Source organism: Actinomadura sp. HBU206391, from assembly GCF_014323665.1.
GTDB lineage: Bacteria > Actinomycetota > Actinomycetes > Streptosporangiales > Streptosporangiaceae > Actinomadura_C.
In genome coordinates, this window is the sequence record NZ_JABVEB010000048.1 from 1 (window position 1) to 22,170 (window position 22,170).

Genomic DNA, 22,170 nt, shown 5'->3' on the forward strand with positions numbered 1-22,170 from the left:
CGCCGGCTCGAGCTCGCGCTTCGCCGACGCGGCATCGCCCTGGTCGTGGAACAACTGGGCCAGCTCGACATGCAGGTTCGCCGCCGTTCTCAGATCACCGGCCTCGATCCCCCGCCGGTAGAGCAGTGCGGCGGCCTCGGCGTCTCCGGCGGCCCTGCGGACGTCGCCCGAAACCCGGTAGCCCATGGCGACGGTCTCCGGATCGCCGGTCGCGATCGCCCGCTCGGCGGCGGCCAGCGCGGCCTCGTGATCACCCTGCCGGAGCAGCAGGTCCAGCAGCCGGCGCAGGCAGTACAGCGCCTCCGGATGGTCGGCCGCAGCCCCGTCGGCGAACGCCGCCCGCGCGCCCGCGACGTCACCGGCCTCCTCCAGCAGCGTGGCGAGGGTCAGTGCCGCGTTGACGACCGCGTAGGGGTGTCCGGAACCGACCGCGTGCCGGGCGGCGTCGATCGCGCCACCCGGATCGCCGCGCCGCCGTCGCCACGTCGCGATGTGGTGCCAGGCCGGTCCGGCCACCTCGGGGTCGCCGAACTCCGCCGCCCGCAGAGCGAGCCGCTCGGCCTCGTCGAGGTCGCCGCCGTCGGCCGTTAGCACGGCCAGGTCGATCGTGGTGCGGGCCACCTGGAGCGGGTCGCCGAACTCCACGGCGAGCCGGAGCAGGTCCCGCGTCCCCTCCGCGTCACCGTCGCCGCTGCGTCTCTGGGCCGCGTTGAGCATGAGGTCATGGGCCAGGGCCACGTGCGCGGGCTGTTCGGCGAGCCGATCGAGCAGCGGGCGTACGGCCTCCGCCCCCTGCTCGTGGAGGGCCAGGATGAGCTCGGCCACGTCGGGTGAGCCGTGCAGCTCGGTGAAGGCCGCCAGCGCACCGGCGCGGTCGCCGCCGTCCAGGTGCGTCCAGCCCCGTTCCTCGAGTGTCGCCGAGCCCAGGCGATCGCGGGCTTGGGCCGCGATCCGGGGATCGTCGAGCCTCGCGGCGCGCTCGAACGCCGCCCGGGCGCCGACGGCGTCACCGGCCTGCTCCAGGCGGTCGCCCAACGTGAGAATGGCGAAGGCGGCCAGCTCGGGATCGATGCCGGCCGCGCGCTCGAAGGCCTGCCTGGCGCCCGCCAGATCACCCACGTCGGCGAGGCGGCAGCCCTGGTCATGGGTGGCCTGGGCACTGATCTTCGGGTCGCCCGCCGACTCGGCGGCGGCGATCGCGCGTTCGCCGGCGGCGATCGCGCCCGGCAGATCGCCCTGCTCGTGCAGGATCGCCGCGAGTTCGGAAGCCGCGGCCAGCGCCGTGGCCGGGTTCGGGCCGTCGGCGGCCTCGCGGTAGGCCTCCATGGCGGCCGTGACGTTCCCGGCCCTGCGGAGCGCCGTGGCGAGGTCCATGACGCCGTCCGGGCCCGAGAGCCACTCGAACGCCTCCCTGGCCGCGGCGACATTGCCGCTCTCGGCGAGCAGCTCACCCAGCCGCCGGGCCGCGTCGGCCGCGTGCTCGGTCTCCCCGTGCCGGTCCGCGGTGTCGACGACCCGGCGGAACGCCTCGGCCGCGCCGTCGAGGTCGCCGAGCTCACGCCGCGCGCACCCGATGCCGTGCATGGCGCGGGCCGCCATGGCGCCGTCGTCCCCCCCGGCGGCCTTCTCCCAGGCGACGATGGCGCCGATCCGGTCGTGCACGTCGTCGCGAAGAGTCCCGAGCGACATCGCCGCCTGCTGCGCGACGTACGGGTGGCCGTCGGCGACCATCAGCGAAAGGGCCCGGTCGGCGGCTTCGTTGTCACCGCTCCGCCGCCAGGCGCGGGCGGCCTCGATCGCGAGCCGGGATGACATCACGTATCCGTCGTGGGCGTCGCCGAGTGCCTTGATCTGGGCGAACGCCGGTGTCGCCGCGTCGATGTCGCGGTCGAGCAGATGCCGGCCGAAGGCGCCGGACCACGCGGGCTCTGGCGGCGGCTCGGGTATCCCGGCGAACGCGGCGCGCGCCGCGTCGAGGTCGTCCAGCCGTACCCTGGTGAACCCCAGCAGCCAGGCGTGGCGCGCCGCCGGTCCGGGGTCCTCCTGGGCGAGCGCCTCCTCGAGGATCGCGCACAGGCCCGGCAGATCTCCCTGCTGTTCCATCACCGCGACGAGAGCGCTCTGGGCGCCGGGGCGCAGGCCGGGATGGCCCGAGGTCAGTACCGCGTCGTACGCGGCACGTACCTCGGCCAGCTGGGCGTGCCCGGCACCACTGGCGGCTCCGGCACCACCGGTGTGCCCGGCAAGGTCGGCGGACCCGGCACCGTCGGCGGACGCCGCCGGCTCGCCGGGGGTTGAGGGGCCGGCAGGCGCTGTGGGTCCGTCGGGCGCCGCCCCGGAACGGACGGCGTGACGGGCGGTCAGCTCCGAGCCGAGCGAGTACGCCACCCACGGAGCGAACGCCGGATCACCGTCGTCGCGCGCGCGACGCAGCAGCCCGATCGCAGCCTCGCCGTCGCCTCGCGACGGCAGCCACTCCGCGCAGACCACCGCGGTGTACGACAGTGCGACCGGGTCCCCGGTGTCAGCGGCGGTACGGAACATGGCCGCCGCGGTGGACGGCTCCAGCCCGAGCTCGGTGAAGAGCCGGGCCAGCATCGCCGTCGCGAGCGCAGCGGTCGCCGGGTCGTCGTCCTCCGTCGCCGCGCGGTAACCGGCCACCGCCCGCTCCCGGCCATGCCGCTGATGGTCGATGGCGGCGATGAGCAGCGGATGCCGCTCGCCGCGCGGCGAGCGCAGCAGATGGAGCAGCACCGCGGCTCCGAACCCCTGAGCCGGATCGGCTCCGTCGGCCACATGGCTGAGCAGCTCGTCGGCGAGTTCCGCATCGCCTTCGCCGAGCTCCATCAGCGCCAGAACCGTGGAGGCGCGACCGGACACCTGCGCGACCTCTGCGTCGATCGCGCGGTGCAGCGACGCCCGGGCCTCGGCCAGATCACCCGACCGGAGCCGCTCGATCGCGCCCTCGGTGTCGTGGAACGCCTGTTCGGCCGCCACGCCATCGGCGGGCGAAGGCCGCCATGGCGCGAGGTCGTGAATCCGGGCCTGGACGGCCACGTCCGTATCGCGATGCTCGGTGACCGTGTCCGACGCCGCGCGGACTCCCTCGTCGGCTGCGGCGAGGTCGCTGGCGGTGCCGGTGCCGGCGTTCGTGCCGGTGGCGGCGCTGGCGGTGGCGGTGGCGTGCACGGGCGGTGTCGCGCCGGCGGCGGCCGGGCCGGGCCCCGAGGCGCCGCTCGCGGCCAGCGAAGGCGCCGTTGGTGCCGGTGGCGCCGGTGGCACCGGTGGCTCGGGCTCGGCGACGGACTCGGCCATCTCGGGGTAGTCGCTCCGCCGGACCCGCTCCAGTGCCTCGTCGGCTCCGGCCAGGTCACCGAGCCGCGTCAGCACCTTCGCGAGAGCGGCGTCGGCCAGTGCCGCGACCTCGGTGTCGGCCCCCGTGGACGCGATCGCCAGGGCGCCGTGCGCCGCGGCCCACTGCCGGTCATTGATCAGGAGGACTCCGAGCGACAGGGCCGAGCGCTGCCGCAAGACCGGATCGCCGCTGTCGATCACCGAGCGGTGTGCGGTGCGGGCTCCCTCGACGTCGCCCTGATCCTCGAGCACGCTACCGAGCACATGGGACGCCTCCCGCGCGGTCTGCGGATCGGCCGAGGCGGCGACCTCACGCAACAGGGTGACCGCGGCGTCCAGTTCTCCGCGTTCCCAACATTGAACGGCCGCGCTGAGCCGGTCGGCCCACGAAGACATGTTCGTACCCTTCTGTCACTTTCGCCTGAGCGCATAGCGACAAACCGCGCGAAAGCCGATGACCGGCACTCGTCACCCCAGATCGACGGCAAAGCTACACACCAGGTTCCGTGGTCGCAGGCGAACCAGACCTTCCGGCCGCCCGCATGACCACCCGCCAGGCGGCTCGGGGATGTTCCCGATGAAACGGCGGATACACCAGAGCGCCGTGACCCACATGGGTCACGGCGCTCGGATGAGGCGTGAGTCAACGACGTTTGCGACGCCAGAGCAGGACGGCGGTCACCGAGATCGCGATACCTGCGCCGACCATGAGGGCGGCGGTACGGCGATCACCATTCGGCTCCCCCGGCTCTCTGGGGCCGGAGATGGCGCCGATCGCCGCGGCGACCTGGCCTGCCTCCTCCTTCATCCGCACGACACCGCGCCTGGCCGCGTTCTTGGGGTTGAGGCGGTCGGCGAGTGCGTCGACGGTGCGCGCCAGCTCCTCGCGAGTGCGCATGATCTCCAGCTCCAGCGCCTCCGGATCGCGGGCTCTGTCGGCCATGAGTTGTCCTTATCGTTCGGCGTGCAGCGCGCGTCATGTGATCCTTAGTCTGTCAGGTCTTCACCCGAATCGCTCGCGGACCACCTGCGCAGTGTGAAGGCACCACAGCGGTACGGTAAGAGGCGTCCCATTGACCGAAAGGGAGATCTGGTGTCCGAGCGGCTGCAACCGGGCGATGTTGCCCCCGACTTCGAGCTTCCCGACTCCGAGGGCAAGCCGGTGTCGCTTTCGTCATTGCGCGGCCGGCGCGTAATCGTCTTCTTCTACCCGGCCGCCATGACGCCGGGCTGCACCAAGGAGGCCGTGGACTTCCGCGACGGCCTGCCCGAGCTCGAGGCCGCGGGCGTCACCGTCCTCGGCGTCTCCCCCGACGAGCCGGCCAAGCTGGCCAAGTTCCGCGACCGGGACGGGCTCAACTTCCCGCTGCTGTCCGACCCCGGCGCCGAGGTCCTGCGGGCCTATGGCGCGTACGGGGAGAAGATGCTGTACGGCAAGAAGACGGTGGGCGTCATCCGCTCCACCTTCCTCATCGACGCCGACGGTAAGATCGCGAATGCCTACTACAACGTGAAGGCGACCGGGCACGTCGAGCGCCTCCGCCGCGTACTGGGCGTCTGAGCGACCGGCGCGGCCGAGAGCGACCGACCCGCAGGGGCGCGGCCCGAACCCGGTGATCGCGCCAAGGGGGCCGTAGTCCAACGGCAGGAGACACAGGTTTTAGGTACCTGACAGTGTGGGTTCGAATCCCACCGGCCCCACCATCCTGGTCACTGCGGACATTCCGCCACTCCGGCCATTCCACTGGCGCTCGACTTGGTGGAGCGCCGGACGGGCATCCCCGCGGCGGGGGTGGACGCCCTCACCCGCCCGGGTCGTGGCGACGGTGGCGGCCATCGCCGTCACAGAACGCGATCCAGGCGGCCAGATGGGCCGACGCGGGCCTAGGCCGATCCGGCGCGTAGCCTCCCGTACCCGCGGCGGCTCGGCCAAGCGGCGGTTGATGCGAAGCTGGGGCCGTGGAGCATCGAGTTTTTCTGATCACTGGAGCATCGAGCGGGATCGGCGAGGCCACCGCGCGGCTCGCCGTCGAGGAGGGCCACCGGGTGGTGCTGGCCGGTCGGCGGCGCGAGCTGCTGGAGCGGCTGGCCGCCGAGCTCGGAGGGCCGGAGCGCGCGCTGCCCGTCACGTGCGACGTCACGGAGTGGGACCAGGTCCGGGCCGCGGTCGCCCACACGCTCGAGGCCTACGGGCGCCTGGACGTGGCGCTCGCCAACGCCGGGGTGGCGACCCCCACCTCCTTCCTGGACGAGAAGGGGACGCCCGAGGACTGGCGCACCATGGTCCTCACCAACGTGTACGGCCCCGCCATCACGGCCCGCGCCACGCTGCCCGCGCTCCGCGAGACCAACGGTCATTTCGTCGTCACCGGTTCGGTGGCCGGCCGGATCCCGACGCCCGGCAGCGTCTACTCCGCCACCAAGTGGGCGGTCACGGGGCTCGCCCAGAACCTGCGCGGTGAACTCGCCGGCACGGGCGTACGGGTCACGCTCATCCAGCCCGGCCTCACCGACACGGGGCTCATCGGCCCCGGCCGGGCCGACCACGCGAAGCTCGACCCGGCCGACGTGGCCCGCACCGTACTTTTCGCCGTGAACCAGCCGCCCGGTGTCGACATCAACGAGATCGTCGTACGCCCGGCAGGTCAGGTCTGGCATCGCTGACGGAGCAAGCCCACTGACCGAGCGAGCCCACTGACGAGCAGGCTTACTGACGAGGAGGCCCGATGACGAGTGGTGAGCCGACGATCCGCCGGCTGTCGTCGAGGATCGTCTATGAGAACCGGTGGATGACGGTCCGCGAGGACCTGATCGAACGCCCCGACGGGTCGCAGGGCGTTTACGGGCTGGTCGAGAAGCCCGACTTCGCGCTCGTCGTCCCGGCCGAGCGCGGCGGCTTCCACCTGGTCGAGGAGTTCCGCTATCCCATCGGCCGGCGCACCTGGAGTTTCCCGCAGGGCGGCTACCCCGACCGGCGGACCGGAGACCACGAGGAACTGGCGCGCGCCGAACTCGCCGAGGAGACCGGGTTGCGTCCGGGGGTGCTGACCCGGCTCGGGTTCCTGCACAGCGCACACGGCACCAGCAACCAGGGCTTCCACGCCTTCCTCGCGACCGACCTCGAACCCGGTGAGGCCCGCCGCGAGCACGAGGAGCAGGACATGCGACAGCGCTTCGTCACCCGGGCCGAGTTCGAGCAGATGATCCGCGACGGCGCCATCACCGACGACGCGACTCTGGCCGCCTACACGCTCCTGATGCTGCACGAGGCGTCCGCGCCCACCACGGAGCCGCACCATCGGACATGAGCGTCCCGCCGTACGCGATGCGGCTCTGCTCGGGCTCGGTGCGGCCGGGTGCGGCTCGGTGCGGCTCGGCTCTGAGAGAACAACCGGCATGTACCGCGCGCTGATCGCGTTGACTGACAGCGAGATGAGCATCGCGAGAGGGGACGCATGGGCGAGCACGAGGCCTTCTGGATCGACCACGGATACGACCGGGAGCGAGCCGTGGGCGGGCCGAGCCGCTATGCCGAGCACGTGTGGAGCCACGTCTCCGCGTTCGAGGGTTCGTGGGGCGACATCGCGCCGGTCACGTTCGCCTGTGCCGCCTGGCAGCTGGCCACGACGCAGATGCCGCCCTACGTGCGCTGGCACCGGAGGATCCTGTCCGCGGCCTGTGACCGCAATCCCTACGACGGCGGCCTCACCGCCCACGTGCTGATGGTCTCACCGCTGCCCGCCGAGCTGACCTCCTCGCGCCACTGGTGGCGCGACCGGGGCTGGCGCGACTGGCCGCAGATGTTCGGCCAGTATCTGGATCCCACCGACCAGGACCAGGCGCGCGGCCCCTTCCTACGGACGACCCTGCTCATCGACGCGCCGGTGCCCCTCGGCGCGCTCCCCACGGCCCCCGACGCGCCCTCCAAGGCCCTCGCCGACACGGCGGAGCTCGCGGTGTCGGTCCTCGTGAAGGAGCTCAACGAGTTGCTCAACCCGGTCATCCACCAGCTAGAGACCGCCCAGGCGCCCGGCTGAGCCGGTCGAGAACGGCGACACGCCCGGCCTGCCACGAGCAGCACCGCCGTCACCGGCGCGCGCCCGGCCGGAGCCCCGCCGCGCCCCGCCGGTCAGGCGGGCGCCGGCTCGCCCACGGCGGCCACCACCTCCACCTCGAGCAGCGCCCCGGGCCGGAACAGCCGGGACACCTCGATGGTGGTGCTGGTGGGCGGCGGCCCGGTGAAGTACTTCCGCCGGACGGCGCCGTACTCGGGGAGCAGTCCGATGTCGGTGAGGTAGGTCCGGATGTTCACCACGTGCTCGAACGCGGCGCCGTGAGCGGCCAGGATGCCCTCGATGATCTCGAAGACGCGCCGCGCCTGCTCGGTCATGCTGCCCTCGCCGACGAGCCCGCCGCCGGCGTCCACCGCGATCTGCCCGGACAGCATCAGCAGGACCCCGTCACCTGATTCCAGCCGGGCCACATGCGAGTACGGTCCTACGGGCGCGGCGACCGAGTCGGGATCGTCCAAGGTGATTTGCATATGTGCTCCTGAGGGGTGTGAACACCGCTGACGCTAGGCCGCCGCGAAGGCATGCCACAAGCGAATGATTCGCATGGGTAACATGCTGAGAGCGCATACCGAGGGATCTGAGGGGGTCCATTGGAAACCGGATGGCTGGAGGTCTTCCGCGAGGTCGCGCGGCTCGGTTCGTTCACCGCCGCCGGACAGGCCATGGGCTTCACCCAGTCGGCGATCTCCCGCCAGATCTCCACCCTGGAGGCCGAGGTCGGCTCCCCGCTGTTCGATCGCCTGCCGCGCGGCGTACGGCTCACCGAACCGGGACGGCACCTGCTGCCGCACGCCGAGGCGGTGCTCGACCGGCTCGCCGGCGCACGTCGCGAGCTGACCGCGCTGCGTGAGCTGACCTCGGGCCGGGTCCGGGTGGGAGCCTTCCCGACCGCCGACGCCTCGATGATGCCGCGCACCCTGCGCTCGTTCCGTGCCGCGTATCCGGCCGTCTCGGTCCTGCTCCGCGAGGGGTTCACGCAGACCCTGATGGAACGGCTGAAGGCCGGCGACCTCGATGTCGCGGTGGTGGGCAGCGGGACCGACGGACCGCTCGAGGGCGAGCCGGCCGACCTTCACCCACTCATGGACGATCCGATGATGGTGGCGCTCCCCAGCGACCACCCGCTCGCCGGGCGCGAAGACGTACGGCTGGCCGAACTGGCAGAGGACCACTGGATCGCGGGCAGCGTCCGGGTCGAGGAGACGCTGGTGAGCGCCTTCGTCCGCCAGGGCTTCCGGCCCGAGATCGAGTTCGTCATCGGAGAGTGGACCGCCAAGCAGTCGTTCGTGGCGGCCGGGCTCGGAGTCACGCTGATACCGTCGCTCGCCGCCGGCGTCGTCCGCCCCGACATCGTCCTGGCCACGCTGCACCCCGACGACGTTCCGGTGCGCACGGTCTACGCCGCGACGCCGAAGGGCCACGTCCCGCCGCCGGCCGCCACCGCCTTCCTGCGGCATCTGGAGAAGGCCGCCGCCGAACTGAGCGGCGAGCGGCACCCGGCGTGAGACGGGGCCGGTGGCCGGGCGGCGCACCCGGCCACCGTGGCACCGCCGGGGTCAGCCCCCGATGCCGGTGATCGCGACCATGACGGGCAGGAGCAGCAGGATGATGAGCCCGCCGCAGATGTCGAAGACGATGCCGGATCGGATCATCGTCGTGATCGGCACGACCCCCGACCCGTAGGCGATCGCGTTCTGCGGTGTCGACACCGGCAGCATGAAGCCGAACGAGGCCGCGAACGTCGCCGCCAGCGCCGGCACGAACGGATCGACCCCCGCCGCCATCGCGATCGGGATGATGATCGGCACGACCACCGCCGCGGACGCCGTGTTGCTCGTGGTCTCTGACACCACGATGGCCAGCACGACGGCGAAGGCGGTGATGGCGAACTGGCTGCCGAGGCCGAGCGCGTCCGACGACGACTCTCCGATGGTCTTGGCGAGGCCGGTGTCCTCCAGCAGCGACCCGAAGATGATTCCGGTGCCGAACAGCATGATGGTGCCCCAGTCGATCCGGGCGGCATCGCTCCAGTTCAGCGTGTACTCCCGCCTGCCCCAGTTGACCGGCAGCACGAACAGCAGCGCCGCTCCGAGCACCGCGACCACGCCCTCGTTGAGCCGCCCGGACACCGTGTCGTACACCGACTCCTTCAGCTCGCCGACGAACGGCAGCGGTATGCCGGTGTCGACGATGAGCGCGACCACGCCCGGGAAGATCCACAGAGCGACGGTGCAGCCGAACGCGATCAGCGTGTTGATCTCCGCCCGCGACATTCTGCCCATCTCGGCGCGCTCGGAGCGTACGTACTCCTCCACTCCCTCGATGCGCCGGATCTCGGGCCTGTTCAGCAGCATCAGCACGACCGCGAGCACGACGAACATGAGCAGGCAGATGGGCACCGCCGTGGCGGTCCACTGCGCGAAGGAGATCTTCTCGCCGGTGGCCTTCTCGATCAGCCCGCGCCCGATGAGGTTCGGCGGGCTGCCGACCGGGGTGAGCAGGCCGCCGACGCTGGCGCCGTACGCCAGCATCAGCACCAGGGCGGCGCCGACCCGCAACCGCAGCGGGTCGAAGTCCTCTGCCACGAGCCCGCGGTCTTGGAGCATCTTGGCGATGACGGCGAGCAGCCCGAGTGCCGTGGGCAGCAGCATGGCCACGGTGGCGGTGTTGGACACGAAGGCCGACAGCAGGCAAGTGACCGCCCCGAACGCCGCGATGAGTTTGACGGTCGAGCCGCCGACCCCCGGCAGGGAAAGGATGAAGAAGGCGAATCGTCGGGCGAGCCCGTATTTCAGCATTGCCTGGGCGAGGATGAACGCGCCGATGAAAGTGAACACCGTCGACGAGCCGAAAGGTGCCAGCGCGTCCGTGGCGGGCGCCACTCCGAGAAGCACGATCGCGGCGACACCGATGAACCCGCTGACGGGAATCGGGATCGGCTCGGTTATCCACAAGACGATGACGCCGAGCAGGATCCCGGCGAGCGTCTGCTGCTTGGCCGCCATGTCGAGCGGCAGGGCGAGAAAGACGATGGCGACGAGCGGTGCCAGCCACAGGCCCGTGGTCCGCCTGGCCCGCTCGAACCGCTCCTCCGCAGGTGACAGCTTCTGTTCGCCCAGGCTGCGATAGGTGGCCCCGCCCAGCAGCGCCTTCTCGACATCGGTCCTGGTCCGCGGCTCGCTCTTGTCGGTCGTCATCGGCCTCTCCGCTGGTCGGGACAGATTTTCCATATGGCGGACACACGCTGTGACTTGCCGCTCATTGAAAGGCCGTAACGCGCCCTGGTCCAAGACGACTTAACTACTAGCGATAAAGGCTGCTCCTATATGTTGAATATCCCCATGGACCCGGACACAGGACCGAGACAGGTCCGGAGAGCAGGGCGAGACAGGCATGGACGCCCGACAGCTCGAATACTTCCTTGCCGTCGTCGACAACGGCGGGTTCAATCGCGCGGCCGCAGCGCTGCATCTCGCGCAGCCGTCGCTCTCGCAGGCCATCCGCAATCTGGAGCGTGACCTCGGCGGGCTGCTGTTCCACCGGATCGGGCGTCGGGTGGCGCTGACCGAGGCGGGCCAGGCGCTGATCGAGCCGGCCCGTCAGGTGGTCCGGAGCCTGGAGGTGGCGCGGGCGAGCGTCGACTCCGTGCACGGCGTCCGGACCGGACGCGTCGACATCGCGGCCATGCCGTCCCAGGCCGTCGAACCGCTGAGCAGCATGATCAGCCGGTTCACCGAGCGGCATCCCGGTGTGCGCCTCACCGTCCGCGCGGCGCCATGGCCGCACACCGTCATGGAGATGGTGCGCTCCGGGGTCACCGAGCTCGGACTGCTGGCCGCCATGACCCCGCCCGCGGCCGCCGACCTGACCGTGCATCCCATCGAGAGGCACCGGTTCGTACTGGTCACACCGCCGGACGGCTCCTTTCCGCCGGGCCGCCCGGTGACGGGCGACCGGCTCGCCGGCCGGCGGCTGATCGCCGGGCAGGAGGGCACGGGCATGCGTCAGGTCGTCGAGGACCTGCGCGCGCAGGGTGTCGACCTCACCATCGCGGTCGAGACCGAGCACCGGGAGGCCATCCTGCCGCTCGTGCTGAAGGGCGTGGGCGTCGCGATCCTCACCGAGGCGTGGACGGTGCTGGCGGAGCGCGCCGGCGCGCTGGTCCTGGACCTGGTGCCGCCGTCTTACCTGCACGTCGCGCTGGTCAGCCGGAAGGCCCGGCTGACGCCCGCGGCGAGCGAGTTCCTGTCCATCGCGGTGGCACCGACCTCGATCGATAGCCGTGGCCTATAAGATCCATCGCGCCTTTGTCTTGGACATCGTCGCCGCACGGTTGCTGCAATTCCTCCATGACGACGCACCGCATCGCCTCGATTCCGGGAGACGGAATCGGCCGCGAGGTCACCCCGGCCGCCTATGAGGTCCTCGACGCCGTGGGACGGCGGCACGGCATCGGGTTCGACTACACCGAGTTCGACTGGTCGTGCGAGCGGTACCGGCGCGAGGGGGCCATGATGCCCGAGGACGGGGTGGACCGGCTGCGCGGTTTCGACGCCGTCTTCCTCGGCGCGGTCGGCGCTCCGGACGTGCCCGACCACGTCTCGCTCTGGGGGCTGCTCATCCCGATCCGGCGGGCGTTCCGCCAGTACGTCAACCTGCGGCCGATCCGCGTGTTCGAGGGCATCGACAGTCCCCTGCGGTCCGCACGGGCCGGCCAGATCGACTTCGTCGTCGTACGGGAGAACGTGGAGGGCGAGTACAGCGAGATCGGGGGGCGCCTCAACCGCGGTTTCCCCGAAGAGATGGCCGTGCAGGAGGCCGTCTTCACCCGGGCCGGGGTGACGCGCGTCCTCGACTACGCCTTCGCGCTCGCCGGCCGCCGCGACGGCCATCTCACCTCGGCGACGAAGTCCAACGGCATCGTCCACACCCTCCCGTTCTGGGACGAGCTCGTACGCGAGCGCGCCGCGTCCTTCCCCGGAGTGCGATGGGACCAGGAGCACATCGACGCCCTGTGCGCCAAGCTCGTGCTCGACCCCGCGCGATTCGACGTCATCGTGGGATCCAATCTGTTCGGCGACATCCTCAGTGATCTCGCCGCCGCCATCGCCGGCAGCATCGGCATCGCCCCGTCGGCCAATCTGAACCCCGAACGCGAGCATCCTTCGATGTTCGAGCCCGTCCACGGGTCGGCCCCCGACATCGCGGGCCGCGGGATCGCCAACCCGATCGGCGCCATCTGGTCGGCGGCCCTGATGCTGGACCACCTCGGCCATCCCGAGGCCGGCGCCGAGGTCACCGGCGCCATGACCGCCGTTCTGGCCGAGACCGACACGCGCACCCCCGATCTCGGCGGATCGGCGACCACCGCCGAGCTCACCGGTGAGCTGGTGCGCCGACTGGGCACGGCGGCCGCCTGAGTCCAGGCCCTCCGTGCCGCTTCGCTCCGTACGGCTTTGTATCGTGGAGGACCCGTCGCCTCCAGGATGAGAACCCGCGCGTGAGTGAGCCGCTGACCATAGTCGTCGACATCGAGGGCACCACCGGTGCCACCGGATTCGTGGTCGACCAGCTGTATCCGTACTCGCGCGAGCGGTTCGCGGAGTGGATCGGCGCGCACGCCGCCGACCCCGAGGTGGCCCGTGCCGTGGCGCAGGTACGGGAGGCCATCGGCGAGCCGGACGCGAGCACGGATCGGGTCGTCCGGGCGCTGAACGACTGGCTGGACCGGGACGAGAAGGCGACCCCGCTCAAGACCCTGCAGGGCGCGATCTGGGCGGCGGGATTCGCCTCGGGCGAGCTCACCTCGCACTTCTTTCCCGACGTCATCCCCGTGCTGCGGGCCTGGCGCTCGGCCGGTCATCCGATGTACGTCTTCTCCTCCGGTTCGGTGTCCGCGCAGATCGCCTGGTTCGCCCACTCTCCCGAAGGCGACCTGCTGCCTCTGTTCGACGGCCATTTCGACACCGAGAACGCGGGGCCCAAACGGGTCGCGGCCTCGTACGAGAAGATCGCGTCCGCGATCGGCACGGCACCGGACCGGATCGTCTTCCTGTCCGACCTGGTCGCCGAGCTCGACGCGGCCAGGGAGGCCGGCTGGCGTACCGTCGGCGTCCGCCGCCCCGGCGAGCCGCACTATGCCCGCGGCGTCGGCGATCACCCCGAAGTGGCCGCCTTCGATCAGGTGGACCGGCTCCTGTAGCCGTCCCCGATCGCCGTCGCCCACCTTCGTGATGTACCACGAAGGGCGATACCGCCTACCTAGGAGTGGTTGTCACCGGGTGTAACACAACCACTTTAATCATCCAGATTCAGCCTAACTTGGTGTGATGCAGGCCATACGACGCCAAGAGAGTCTTTTGTCCGGCTCACTCACCGCCCACTCGCCGCCCCTGTGACGGAGGGCGCACCCACCGGGCCGCTGCCGGATACGGCGGTGCCGACCGCGATGAGACCGCCATGCCCTCCCGGAGTCCGGAAGGAAGACAGAGTGAGACTGACGCCGCGTCCAGGCTCCATCCGGGCCCGCTACACACTGACCGCCACGGCGTTGACGTTGCTCCTGCTGGCCATCGTAGGGATCAGCCTCGACCTGGCGATCCGCGAAAGGATCAAGGCGCAGGTCTTCAGCGAGGCCGAGCGGGTCGCCAGCCAGTGGAGCGCGGCGGCGCGGATCGGGGCCGTCCCGCACGCGATTCCGGCGTTCACCCGGATCAATCTGATCCAGCTGGTGGACGCTCGTGACCGGGTGCTGAACTCGAGCAGGGCGGCGGCCGGCCGGCCCGCGTTGAGTACGCACCGGCCGCCGTCCGATGACCGGTTCAATCATCTGACCGAGTGCGCGCCTCGGCACAGGTGCGTGATGCTCATGGCCATCCGGGTCACGCCCGCGCCCGACTCACCGGTCGTCTACGCCGGCACGACTCAACCCGCCGCCCTGGCCTCGAACGGCCTGGAGTACGGCATCGCCGTCTGCGCCCTGTGCATCGTCACGCTGGCGGCGTGGCTGACCTGGGTCATGGTCGGCCGGACACTCCGCCCGGTCGAGGCCATCCGGGCACGGATGTCAGAGATCACCGGCACCGACCTCAGCCTCCGGGTCCCGCTACCACCAGGCCACGACGAGATCGCCCAACTCGCCCGCACCGCCAACCAGACCCTCGCCCGCCTCGAAGCCGCCGTCGAACAACAACGCCAATTCGCCTCCGACACCTCCCACGAACTCAGAAGCCCACTGTCCGGCCTGCGCACCCGACTCGAAGAAGCCGTCCTCTACCCCGACGACGTCGACCCCCACGACACCATCCGCGCCGCACTCTCCGCCACCGACCGACTCGAAGCCATCACCAGCGACCTCCTCATCCTCGCCCGCCTACGCGCCACCGACCCCGCGCCACCAGAACCCATCGACCTCGGCGCACTCGTACGCGAAGAGATCGACAGCCGCGTGCAGGGCATGCCCGTGCGGGTCGAGCAGGCGACGGCGGTATGGGTGATGGGGTCGCGGATCCAGCTGATCCGGGTACTGGACAACCTGCTCGACAACGCCCACCGCCACGCCGAATCGGCCGTCGAGGTCACCGTCGAACCCGTCGACGGACAGGCCGTGGTCACCGTCACCGACGACGGCGCCGGCATCGCATCCCGCGACCGCGAACGCGTCTTCGAACGCTTCACCCGCCTGGCCGACGGACGCCGCCGCGACCCCGGCGGCAGCGGCCTCGGCCTGGCCATCTCCCGCGACATCACCCACGCCCACCACGGAACCCTCAAGGCCGAGGACTCACCACACGGCGCCCGATTCGTCCTCAGACTGCCACTGCGAGAAACCGGGCTCGTCAGTGAGTCCGCCTCGGCCGCGGACGATCACCAGGCCATCGTGCCGGCGCCGGCGGGACGATCGAACGGGTGCCCCAGTCACTAGCGACGCGCGTTCGCAGCAGGCGGTCCTCCACGCCTTCCCGGCGGTCTCCCGGATCCACTGGCGCGCCTTCGCGCCGGGTTTCGCGCGGTCCGCGGGCCCGCCATAATCTTGGCGGCCACGGATCCCCGCTCCGTGGCGGCCGGCGGCGGCACCCGTGTACGCCGGCGGCGACACCCCCGTCTCGCATTGGAGCGTCCGCGATGAGGCCGACCCCTGGCATAGAGCAGCGCCGCATCCTCAACACGGCCATTCCCGGTCCCCGCTCGGCCGAACTGCACACGCGCAAGGGCGCGGCGGTGTCGGGCGGAGTCTCCACCGGGCTGCCCGTCTACGTCGAACGGGCCGGCGGCGGCATCCTCGTCGACGTCGACGGCAACCAGCTCATCGACTTCGGCTCCGGCATCGCCGTCACGACGGTCGGCAACTCCGCGCCCCGGGTCGTCGAGCGGGTCCAGGCCCAGGTGGCCGATTTCACCCACACGTGCTTCATGGTCACGCCCTACGCGGAGTACATCGAGGTGGCCGAGGCGCTCAACGAGCTGACGCCCGGCGATCACGAGAAGCGCTCCGCGCTGTTCAACTCCGGCGCGGAGGCCGTGGAGAACGCGGTGAAGATCGCCCGGTCCTTCACCGGCCGGCCGGCCATCGTGGCGTTCGACCACGCCTACCACGGCCGTACGAACCTGACCATGGCCCTCACCGCGAAGAACATGCCGTACAAGCACCGTTTCGGGCCGTTCGCGAGCGAGATCTACCGGGTGCCGGCGGCCTACCCGTACCGCTGGCCGACGGGACCGGACACCTGCGCCGACGAGGCGTTCGAGCTGCTGGTCTCACAGCTCCACGCCCAGGTCGGCGAGGAGAACACCGCCGCGGTCATCATCGAGCCGATCCAGGGCGAGGGCGGTTTCATCGTGCCCCCGCCGGGCTATGTCGAGCGCGTCGCGAACTGGTGCCGCGCCAACGACATCCTGCTCATCGCCGATGAGATCCAGACCGGTTTCTGCCGTACCGGCGACTGGTTCGCCAGCGAGCACGAGCGCATCGTGCCCGACCTCATCACGACGGCGAAGGGCATCGCCGGCGGTCTGCCGCTGGCCGGGGTGACCGGCCGGGCCGAGGTCATGGACGCGGTCCACGGCGGCGGTCTCGGTGGCACCTATGGCGGCAACCCGGTCGCGTGCGCCGCCGCGCTCGGCGCGATCGAGACGATGAAGGCCGATGATCTCGCCCGGCGGGCCCGCGACATCGAGGCGCTGGTCGTCCCCCGCCTGCGGCGGCTGGCCGACAAGCACCCCGCGATCGGCGACGTCCGGGGTCGCGGCGCCATGCTCGCCATCGAGCTGGTGACCGGCCCCGGCCCGGCGAAGACCCCGGACCCGGCGCTGACCGCGAAGGTGAACCAGGCCTGCCACGCGGCCGGGCTGGTGACCCTGACCGCGGGGACGTACGGCAACGTGCTGCGCTTCCTGCCGCCGCTGTCCATTCCCGAGGAGTTGCTCACCGAGGGCCTCGATATCCTCGAGCAGGCGTTCACCGAATCGGTCTGAACCCATCGCGACCGGCATGAACCCGGCTCAACCCTGATAGCAAGTGAGGTCTGCCCCATGCCAGAGATCACGCCGTTCTACCTGTCCGGTGTGCCCACGACCGGCTCGGGCACCCTGCCCGTGACGTCCCCGTGGGACGGGTCGGTCGTGGGCCTGATGTCGGTGCCGACCGATGCCCAGGTCGAGCAGGCCGTCGCCGATCTCGACGCCGTACGCGCCGAGGCGCAGGCCATGCCGGCGCACGCGCGGGCCGGGGCCCTCGACCACATCTCGGCGCGGCTGAAGGCCCGTGCCGAGGAGATCGCGACCCTGATCACCGCGGAGAACGGGAAACCGTTGTTCTGGTCTCGCGGCGAGGTGGCCCGGGCGGTGGCCACCTTCCGCTGGGCCGCCGAAGAGACGCGCCGGTTCTCCGGCGACCTCCAGCGACTGGACACCGAGGTGACCGCGACCGGGCGGCTCGGCGTAGTGCGGCGCTTCCCGCGCGGCCCCGTGCTGGGCATCGCGCCGTTCAACTTCCCGCTCAACCTGGTCGCGCACAAGGTCGCCCCCGCGATCGCCGTCGGTGCCCCGATCCTGGTCAAGCCGGCGCCCGCCACCCCTCTCACGGCGATGCTGCTCGGTGAGATCATCGCCGAGACCGAGCTGCCGGCGGGGATGGTGTCGGTGCTGCCGGTCCCGAACGACAGGATGGCGCCTCTCGTGGCCGACCCTCGGTTGCCGGTCGTCTCGTTCACCGGCTCCGGTCCCGTGGGCTGGGCCATCCGGGAGCAGGCCCCGCGCAAGCACCTCACCCTGGAGCTCGGCGGCGACGCCGCGGTCGTCGTCAACGACGACTGGCCGGATCTGACCGGCGCGGCCGAGCGGATCGCGCTGTTCGCCAACTACCAGGCCGGCCAGTCCTGTATCTCCGTGCAGCGCGTACTGGTGCACACCGACGTCTATGACGCCTTCGTCACCGAACTGGTGACGGCGGTCGAGAAGCTCCCGACCGGTGATCCGACCGCCGAGGGGGTACTGGTCGGCCCGGTCATCAACGAAGCCGCGGCCGAGCGGATCGTCGCGTGGGTGGAAGAGGCGCGCGACGCGGGGGCGTCCGTGCTCACGGGCGGCACGCACGAGGGTACCGCCGTGGCCCCGACCGTCCTGTCCGGCGTCCCGGCCGGCATCCGGGTGGCCGAGGAGGAGATCTTCGGGCCGGTCCTGACCGTGGCGCAGTTCACCGACCTCGACGAGGCGTTCACCGTCGTCAACTCCTCGAGGTACGGGCTGCAGGCCGGCATCTTCACCACCGACGTGCGGGTGGCCTTCCGCGCGCACCGCGATCTGGAGGTCGGCGGGTTGATCGTCGGAGACGTGCCGAGCTACCGCGCCGATCAGATGCCCTACGGCGGCTGGAAGGAATCAGGCATCGGCCGCGAGGGAGTCAGGTCGGCCATGAACGACCTGACCGAGGAACGCGTCCTCGTCCTCACCGGTCTCGATCTCTGAGCCGGTGAGGACGCGCGGTGACGGTCTGTCGGAAGGCGATGTGTCGGCGGGCGATTCAGTAGACGGGCGCGTCCGCGCGCGGCGCGTGCCCGTGGATGCTCAGGACGTGGCCCACCAGCGTGGTCAGCACCTGCTTGCCTGACCTCCGCTCGCGTGCGTCGCACAGGACGACCGGCACGCTCGGATCCAGGTCGAGTGCCTGGCGGATCTCCTCGGGCGTGTAGTCGTACCCGTCGTCGAAGCAGTTCACCCCGACGACGAAGGGGAGACCCCTGCGTTCGAAGTAGTCGACCGACGGGAAACAGTCGGCCAGCCGGCGCGTGTCGGCCAGGACGACGGCTCCGATCGCACCGAGGGACAGTTCGTCCCACATGAACCAGAAACGGTCCTGTCCCGGTGTGCCGAAGAGATAGAGGATCAACCCGTCGCGGATCGTGATCCGGCCGAAGTCCATGGCGACCGTGGTCGTGGTCTTGTTCTCCACGCCGGCGGTGTCGTCGACACCGATGCTCCGGTCGGTCAGCAGTTCCTCGGTCTGCAGTGGCCGGATCTCGCTGACGGCACCGACCAGCGTGGTCTTGCCCACCCCGAATCCTCCGGCCACGAGGATCTTCACCGCTAGGGGCATGTCAGCAGCGCGCTGTGCGGCCTCAGAGCGCTTCGAGTCCATGGAGCACTTCCCTAAGCAAATGTTCGTTGATCGGCCGGTCCTCCCGCACGGGACGCCGGACCACGATCAACTCGTTGTCCAGCAGATCACCGAGCAGGACGCGGGTCACCACCAGGGGGAGTTGCAACTTCGCCGAGATCTCCGCGACCGACAGCGGACGGACGCACAGCTCGAGGATGGCCAGGTGTTCTGGCCATACGTTAGGGGACGCGAAGGGCGCCGTCCCGGCGGTCGCGATGATCGCGATCATCTCGAAGCCCTCGCGAGTGGCGGGCTTGGTGCGGCCGCGCGTCAGCGCGTACGACCGGACCAGCGGCCCCGCCTCGTCGTCGAGCCATTCGCTTCCAGGACCGGTCATCAGTCGTCACCACGGTCCCTCATCGTTCTCTACCGACTCAGAGCGCCCGCGCAGGGTGCCCTTCTGGATCGACGACATCATCGTACGTAGCTCTTCTGGCGACCGTTCACGGCGGTTGTCCGTTTCAACAGGCGGCGCGGGGACGGATTCGTCGTACAGCTGCGGTGCGAGGTTGGCCTGGCGGACTCGTTGGGGCAACTCCGGCTTGTCCTCTTTGCGCCTGCGGCCCCCCGGCTGCCTCCGGCCGCCGTCGGGCAGACGCTGCGGCGCCGGCGGCTGGGACTCCGCCGGCCGTGCGGTGGGACGTGGCCGCTCGAACGGCTGCGGAGCGGGACGTGCCCACTCGAAGGGCTGCGGCCGGTTCGGCGGCGGCTGACTCGGCGGCTGACTCGGCGGCTGCCGGTCGGGCGGGGGCTGGGCCGGCGGGGGCTGGTTCGGCTGATGCTGACCGTGATGTGCCGGACGGACCGGCTGAACGGGATGGACCGGCTGGTCGTAGGGCCGCCCGACCGGCGGCGCGCCGACCGGCTCGGCGGGTCGCCGGAACGGCCCCGGACGCGGCGGCTCCGCGGCTGGCTCGCCCGAGTGCAGGCTGAGCACCGCGGCGTTCGCCCCGGTACCCGCCGCCGAACCGTCCTGCCCGTTCCAGACCGCCCCGACGGGATAGAGCGCGTCCTCACTGCGGCGGGTCAGCGCCAGCGGCCGGCCCTCGGGCTCGCGGACCTCGCCGCTGACGACGATGTCCTCCGGCAGCAGGACGATCGCCGTCATGCCTCCGTACGGCGAAGTGCGCAGCGTCACCTTGATGTTGTGCCGCTGGGCCAGCCGGCCGACCACGAACAGGCCGAGCTGCGCACTGTCGGACAGGTCGAACTCCGGCGGTGCGGCCAGCCGTTCGTTGACCCGCGCGAGGCTCTCCGGGTCCATGCTCAGACCGCGGTCCTCGATCTCCAGAGTGAAGCCGTGCCCCACCGACTCACCGGTCACCTGCACGGTCGTGTGCGGCGGCGAGAACATCGCGGCGTTCTCGATCAGCTCGGCGAGCAGGTGGATGACGTCGGCGACGGCGACACCGGAGATCGACGCCTGCGACATCGGCGCCACGCTCACCCGCGTGTAGTCCTCGATCTCCGAGGCGGCCGCGCGGGCCACGTCGACGACCGCGACCGGGTTGCGCCAGCCTCGGCCGGGCGCCTGCCCGGACAGGATGATGAGACCTTCGGCGTGGCGCCGCATGCGGGTGGCGAGGTGGTCGAGGCGGAACAGGTCCTCGAGCTCGTCCGGCTCGGCGCCGCGGCGCTCCATCGAGTCGAGCAGGTTCAGCTGGCGGTGCAGCAGCGACTGGCTGCGGCGGGCGAGGTTCACGAAGACGTCGCTGACGCTGCGGCGCAGCGCGGCCTCTTCGACGGCGCCCTGGATCGCGGTCCGCCGGGCGGCGTTGAACGCCTGACCGACCTGGTCGATCTCCTCGGTGCCGAACGACAGGGGCGGCGCCTCGGCCGCAACGTCGACCTCTTCTCCTCGACGCAGCCGCTGGATCACGCCGGGCAGCCGGACGTCGGCGAGGTCGAGCGCCTCCCGCTTCAGGCCGCTGAGCTCGCGGATGATCGAACGGGCGACCCAGATCGCCAGCACGAGCGAGGCGACCACCGCGATGAGGCCGAGCGCACCGGCGAGGACGACCCGCAGGATGATGCCGTCGGCGATCGGTGCGGCACGCTCCTCGCCGGCGGCGGCGAGCGAGAGCTCCAGGCCGCGCAGCCGGGTGAGGTTCGAGTCGGCCGTGGTCTTCCACAGCACGTCGGTGCCGTCACCGACCCTGAGCTGGCGGGCCGTGCGGACGAACCTGTCCTCGAGCGACCGCAACCGGTTGTACTCCGGCGTGGTGGTCACCTGCTGGTAGTAGGCGCGGTCGGCCTCCCGCAGCTCCAGGACGGACAGGTTGTACAGGGAGCGCTGGGTGCCCACGAGCTTGACGAACTCGGCGTGCTCGCCGGGCGTCATCCGGCCCACCGCCAGCGCACCGGCCAGCAGCGCGTCCTCCTGGGACAGCGTCTCCCGGGCCCTGGTCAGCGCGACCTGACTCCGCGCGTCCCGTGCCACCTCGGGGTTGCTCAGCGTGGACAGCGACCCCTGCAGGGTGCCGACGTCGCCGAGGATGCCCGTGTAGTTGAGGAACGCCTGAGAGCGGCTCGTCGAACCCGCGTCGATCGCGATGCGCCGGGTGGTGAGCTCCTTCAGCCGGGCGATGATCTCGTTCGCGAGCTGCTTCGCCTGTTCCGGCGCCACGTCCTGGGCGCCCTTGTCGGCGGCCAGGCCGCGGAAGAGCTCCGCCTGCCGGTCGGTGACCAGTCGGCCGGATTCCATCGCCGCCCGGTCGCCCGCCGACTTGCTGCCGAGATAGACGACGGTAAGGCGGCGCTCGGCCTGAAGCGCGCTGCCGAGCGCGCCGGACGGGTAGCCGAAATGGTCCTGAACAGTGCGTACGTTCCGCAAGTTCAGGCCGTCGCCAAGCGCAATGCTCGCTGCGAACGCCCACAGAATGCTGAGCGAAACGAGCGACACGAGAAGCAACAGGATGATCTTAAATCGGATGGATCTGAATCGACCGGCCTTTGTTCTGGCTCGACGATGACTGACTGCTGGTCCCACTCAACGGCCCCTTGATCGCACTGCGACCGGCTTTTGGTCAGTTGGTTGGATGGTCCTCGCTTGAACGCCGGTGAGCCTACTACGAACGAATGCCGCCG

The 22,170-nt window shown here is 70.9% G+C and carries 18 protein-coding genes and 1 tRNA gene; 12 read left to right on the top strand and 7 right to left on the bottom strand.

Going from position 1 to position 22,170, the window contains the following annotated elements; translation table 11 throughout:
* Positions 1–3,750 (bottom strand): tetratricopeptide repeat protein (locus tag HKK72_RS17040; RefSeq protein WP_187235362.1); only part of this gene is annotated, 3,750 nt, incomplete at its 3' end.
* A gap of 247 nt (positions 3,751–3,997) precedes the next feature.
* A complete protein-coding gene (locus tag HKK72_RS17045) occupies positions 3,998–4,297 on the bottom strand; it encodes a DUF3618 domain-containing protein (protein WP_187235363.1) in 300 nt (99 codons plus the stop codon).
* Positions 4,298–4,447: 150 nt separating this feature from the next.
* Here HKK72_RS17045 and bcp point away from each other — a divergent pair, with 150 nt between their 5' ends.
* The 5 genes from bcp (at position 4,448) to HKK72_RS17070 (ending at position 7,391) form a co-directional block, all read left to right on the top strand.
* Entirely contained in the window at positions 4,448–4,915 is a 468-nt protein-coding gene (gene bcp / locus HKK72_RS17050; protein WP_187235364.1) for a thioredoxin-dependent thiol peroxidase, read from the top strand.
* A 66-nt stretch (positions 4,916–4,981) separates the two neighbouring features.
* Positions 4,982–5,058 (top strand) — tRNA-Leu (locus HKK72_RS17055).
* 255 nt (positions 5,059–5,313) lie between these two features.
* A complete protein-coding gene (locus HKK72_RS17060; protein ID WP_187235365.1) occupies positions 5,314–6,018 on the top strand; it encodes an SDR family oxidoreductase in 705 nt (234 codons plus the stop codon).
* 62 nt (positions 6,019–6,080) lie between these two features.
* Complete coding sequence (locus HKK72_RS17065; RefSeq protein WP_187235366.1) at positions 6,081–6,662, top strand: NUDIX domain-containing protein; 582 nt, start codon at positions 6,081–6,083, stop codon at positions 6,660–6,662.
* A gap of 147 nt (positions 6,663–6,809) precedes the next feature.
* Positions 6,810–7,391, top strand: coding sequence for a hypothetical protein (locus tag HKK72_RS17070; RefSeq protein WP_187235367.1), 582 nt, complete (start codon positions 6,810–6,812; stop codon positions 7,389–7,391).
* A gap of 92 nt (positions 7,392–7,483) precedes the next feature.
* Here the strand turns inward: HKK72_RS17070 and HKK72_RS17075 are convergent, their stop codons facing one another.
* Positions 7,484–7,897 (bottom strand): RidA family protein, encoded by a 414-nt coding sequence (locus tag HKK72_RS17075; RefSeq protein ID WP_187235368.1) that lies wholly within the window; start codon positions 7,895–7,897, stop codon positions 7,484–7,486.
* A 120-nt stretch (positions 7,898–8,017) separates the two neighbouring features.
* Between HKK72_RS17075 and HKK72_RS17080 the strand changes: the two genes are divergently transcribed.
* A complete protein-coding gene (locus tag HKK72_RS17080; RefSeq protein WP_187235369.1) occupies positions 8,018–8,932 on the top strand; it encodes a LysR family transcriptional regulator in 915 nt (304 codons plus the stop codon).
* A gap of 51 nt (positions 8,933–8,983) precedes the next feature.
* Here the strand turns inward: HKK72_RS17080 and HKK72_RS17085 are convergent, their stop codons facing one another.
* Complete coding sequence (locus HKK72_RS17085; RefSeq protein WP_187235370.1) at positions 8,984–10,624, bottom strand: SLC13 family permease; 1,641 nt, start codon at positions 10,622–10,624, stop codon at positions 8,984–8,986.
* 196 nt (positions 10,625–10,820) lie between these two features.
* Here HKK72_RS17085 and HKK72_RS17090 point away from each other — a divergent pair, with 196 nt between their 5' ends.
* The 6 genes from HKK72_RS17090 to HKK72_RS17115 all read left to right on the top strand — a co-directional run bounded on the left by HKK72_RS17090 (position 10,821) and on the right by HKK72_RS17115 (position 18,392).
* Complete coding sequence (locus tag HKK72_RS17090) at positions 10,821–11,720, top strand: LysR family transcriptional regulator (protein ID WP_187235371.1); 900 nt, start codon at positions 10,821–10,823, stop codon at positions 11,718–11,720.
* A gap of 56 nt (positions 11,721–11,776) precedes the next feature.
* Positions 11,777–12,847: a tartrate dehydrogenase gene (locus tag HKK72_RS17095; RefSeq protein ID WP_187235372.1), complete on the top strand. Its 1,071-nt coding sequence runs from the start codon at positions 11,777–11,779 to the stop codon at positions 12,845–12,847.
* An 80-nt stretch (positions 12,848–12,927) separates the two neighbouring features.
* The gene (mtnC, locus tag HKK72_RS17100; RefSeq protein ID WP_187235373.1) at positions 12,928–13,629 is read left to right on the top strand and encodes an acireductone synthase; all 702 of its coding nucleotides are present in this window, start codon (positions 12,928–12,930) and stop codon (positions 13,627–13,629) included.
* Between the two features lie 288 nt (positions 13,630–13,917).
* Complete coding sequence (locus HKK72_RS17105; RefSeq protein WP_187235374.1) at positions 13,918–15,351, top strand: ATP-binding protein; 1,434 nt, start codon at positions 13,918–13,920, stop codon at positions 15,349–15,351.
* 200 nt (positions 15,352–15,551) lie between these two features.
* On the top strand, positions 15,552–16,901 hold the full coding sequence (gabT, locus tag HKK72_RS17110) for a 4-aminobutyrate--2-oxoglutarate transaminase (RefSeq protein ID WP_187235375.1): 1,350 nt from the start codon (positions 15,552–15,554) through the stop codon (positions 16,899–16,901).
* A 57-nt stretch (positions 16,902–16,958) separates the two neighbouring features.
* On the top strand, positions 16,959–18,392 hold the full coding sequence (locus tag HKK72_RS17115) for an aldehyde dehydrogenase family protein (RefSeq protein ID WP_187235376.1): 1,434 nt from the start codon (positions 16,959–16,961) through the stop codon (positions 18,390–18,392).
* Between the two features lie 55 nt (positions 18,393–18,447).
* On the opposite strand, the gene HKK72_RS17120 is transcribed toward HKK72_RS17115, so the two are convergent.
* From HKK72_RS17120 to HKK72_RS17130, 3 genes are read right to left on the bottom strand one after another with little or no spacing between them, the layout of a single operon-like run.
* The gene (locus HKK72_RS17120) at positions 18,448–19,062 is read right to left on the bottom strand and encodes a GTP-binding protein (RefSeq protein ID WP_187235377.1); all 615 of its coding nucleotides are present in this window, start codon (positions 19,060–19,062) and stop codon (positions 18,448–18,450) included.
* Positions 19,043–19,420, bottom strand: a complete 378-nt coding sequence (locus HKK72_RS17125; protein WP_187235378.1) for a DUF742 domain-containing protein — start codon at positions 19,418–19,420, stop codon at positions 19,043–19,045. The genes HKK72_RS17120 and HKK72_RS17125 overlap by 20 nt, the downstream gene beginning before the upstream one ends.
* Positions 19,421–19,426: 6 nt before the next feature.
* Positions 19,427–21,985, bottom strand: a complete 2,559-nt coding sequence (locus HKK72_RS17130; RefSeq protein ID WP_315987302.1) for a nitrate- and nitrite sensing domain-containing protein — start codon at positions 21,983–21,985, stop codon at positions 19,427–19,429.
* Between the last annotated feature and the right edge of the window lie 185 nt (positions 21,986–22,170).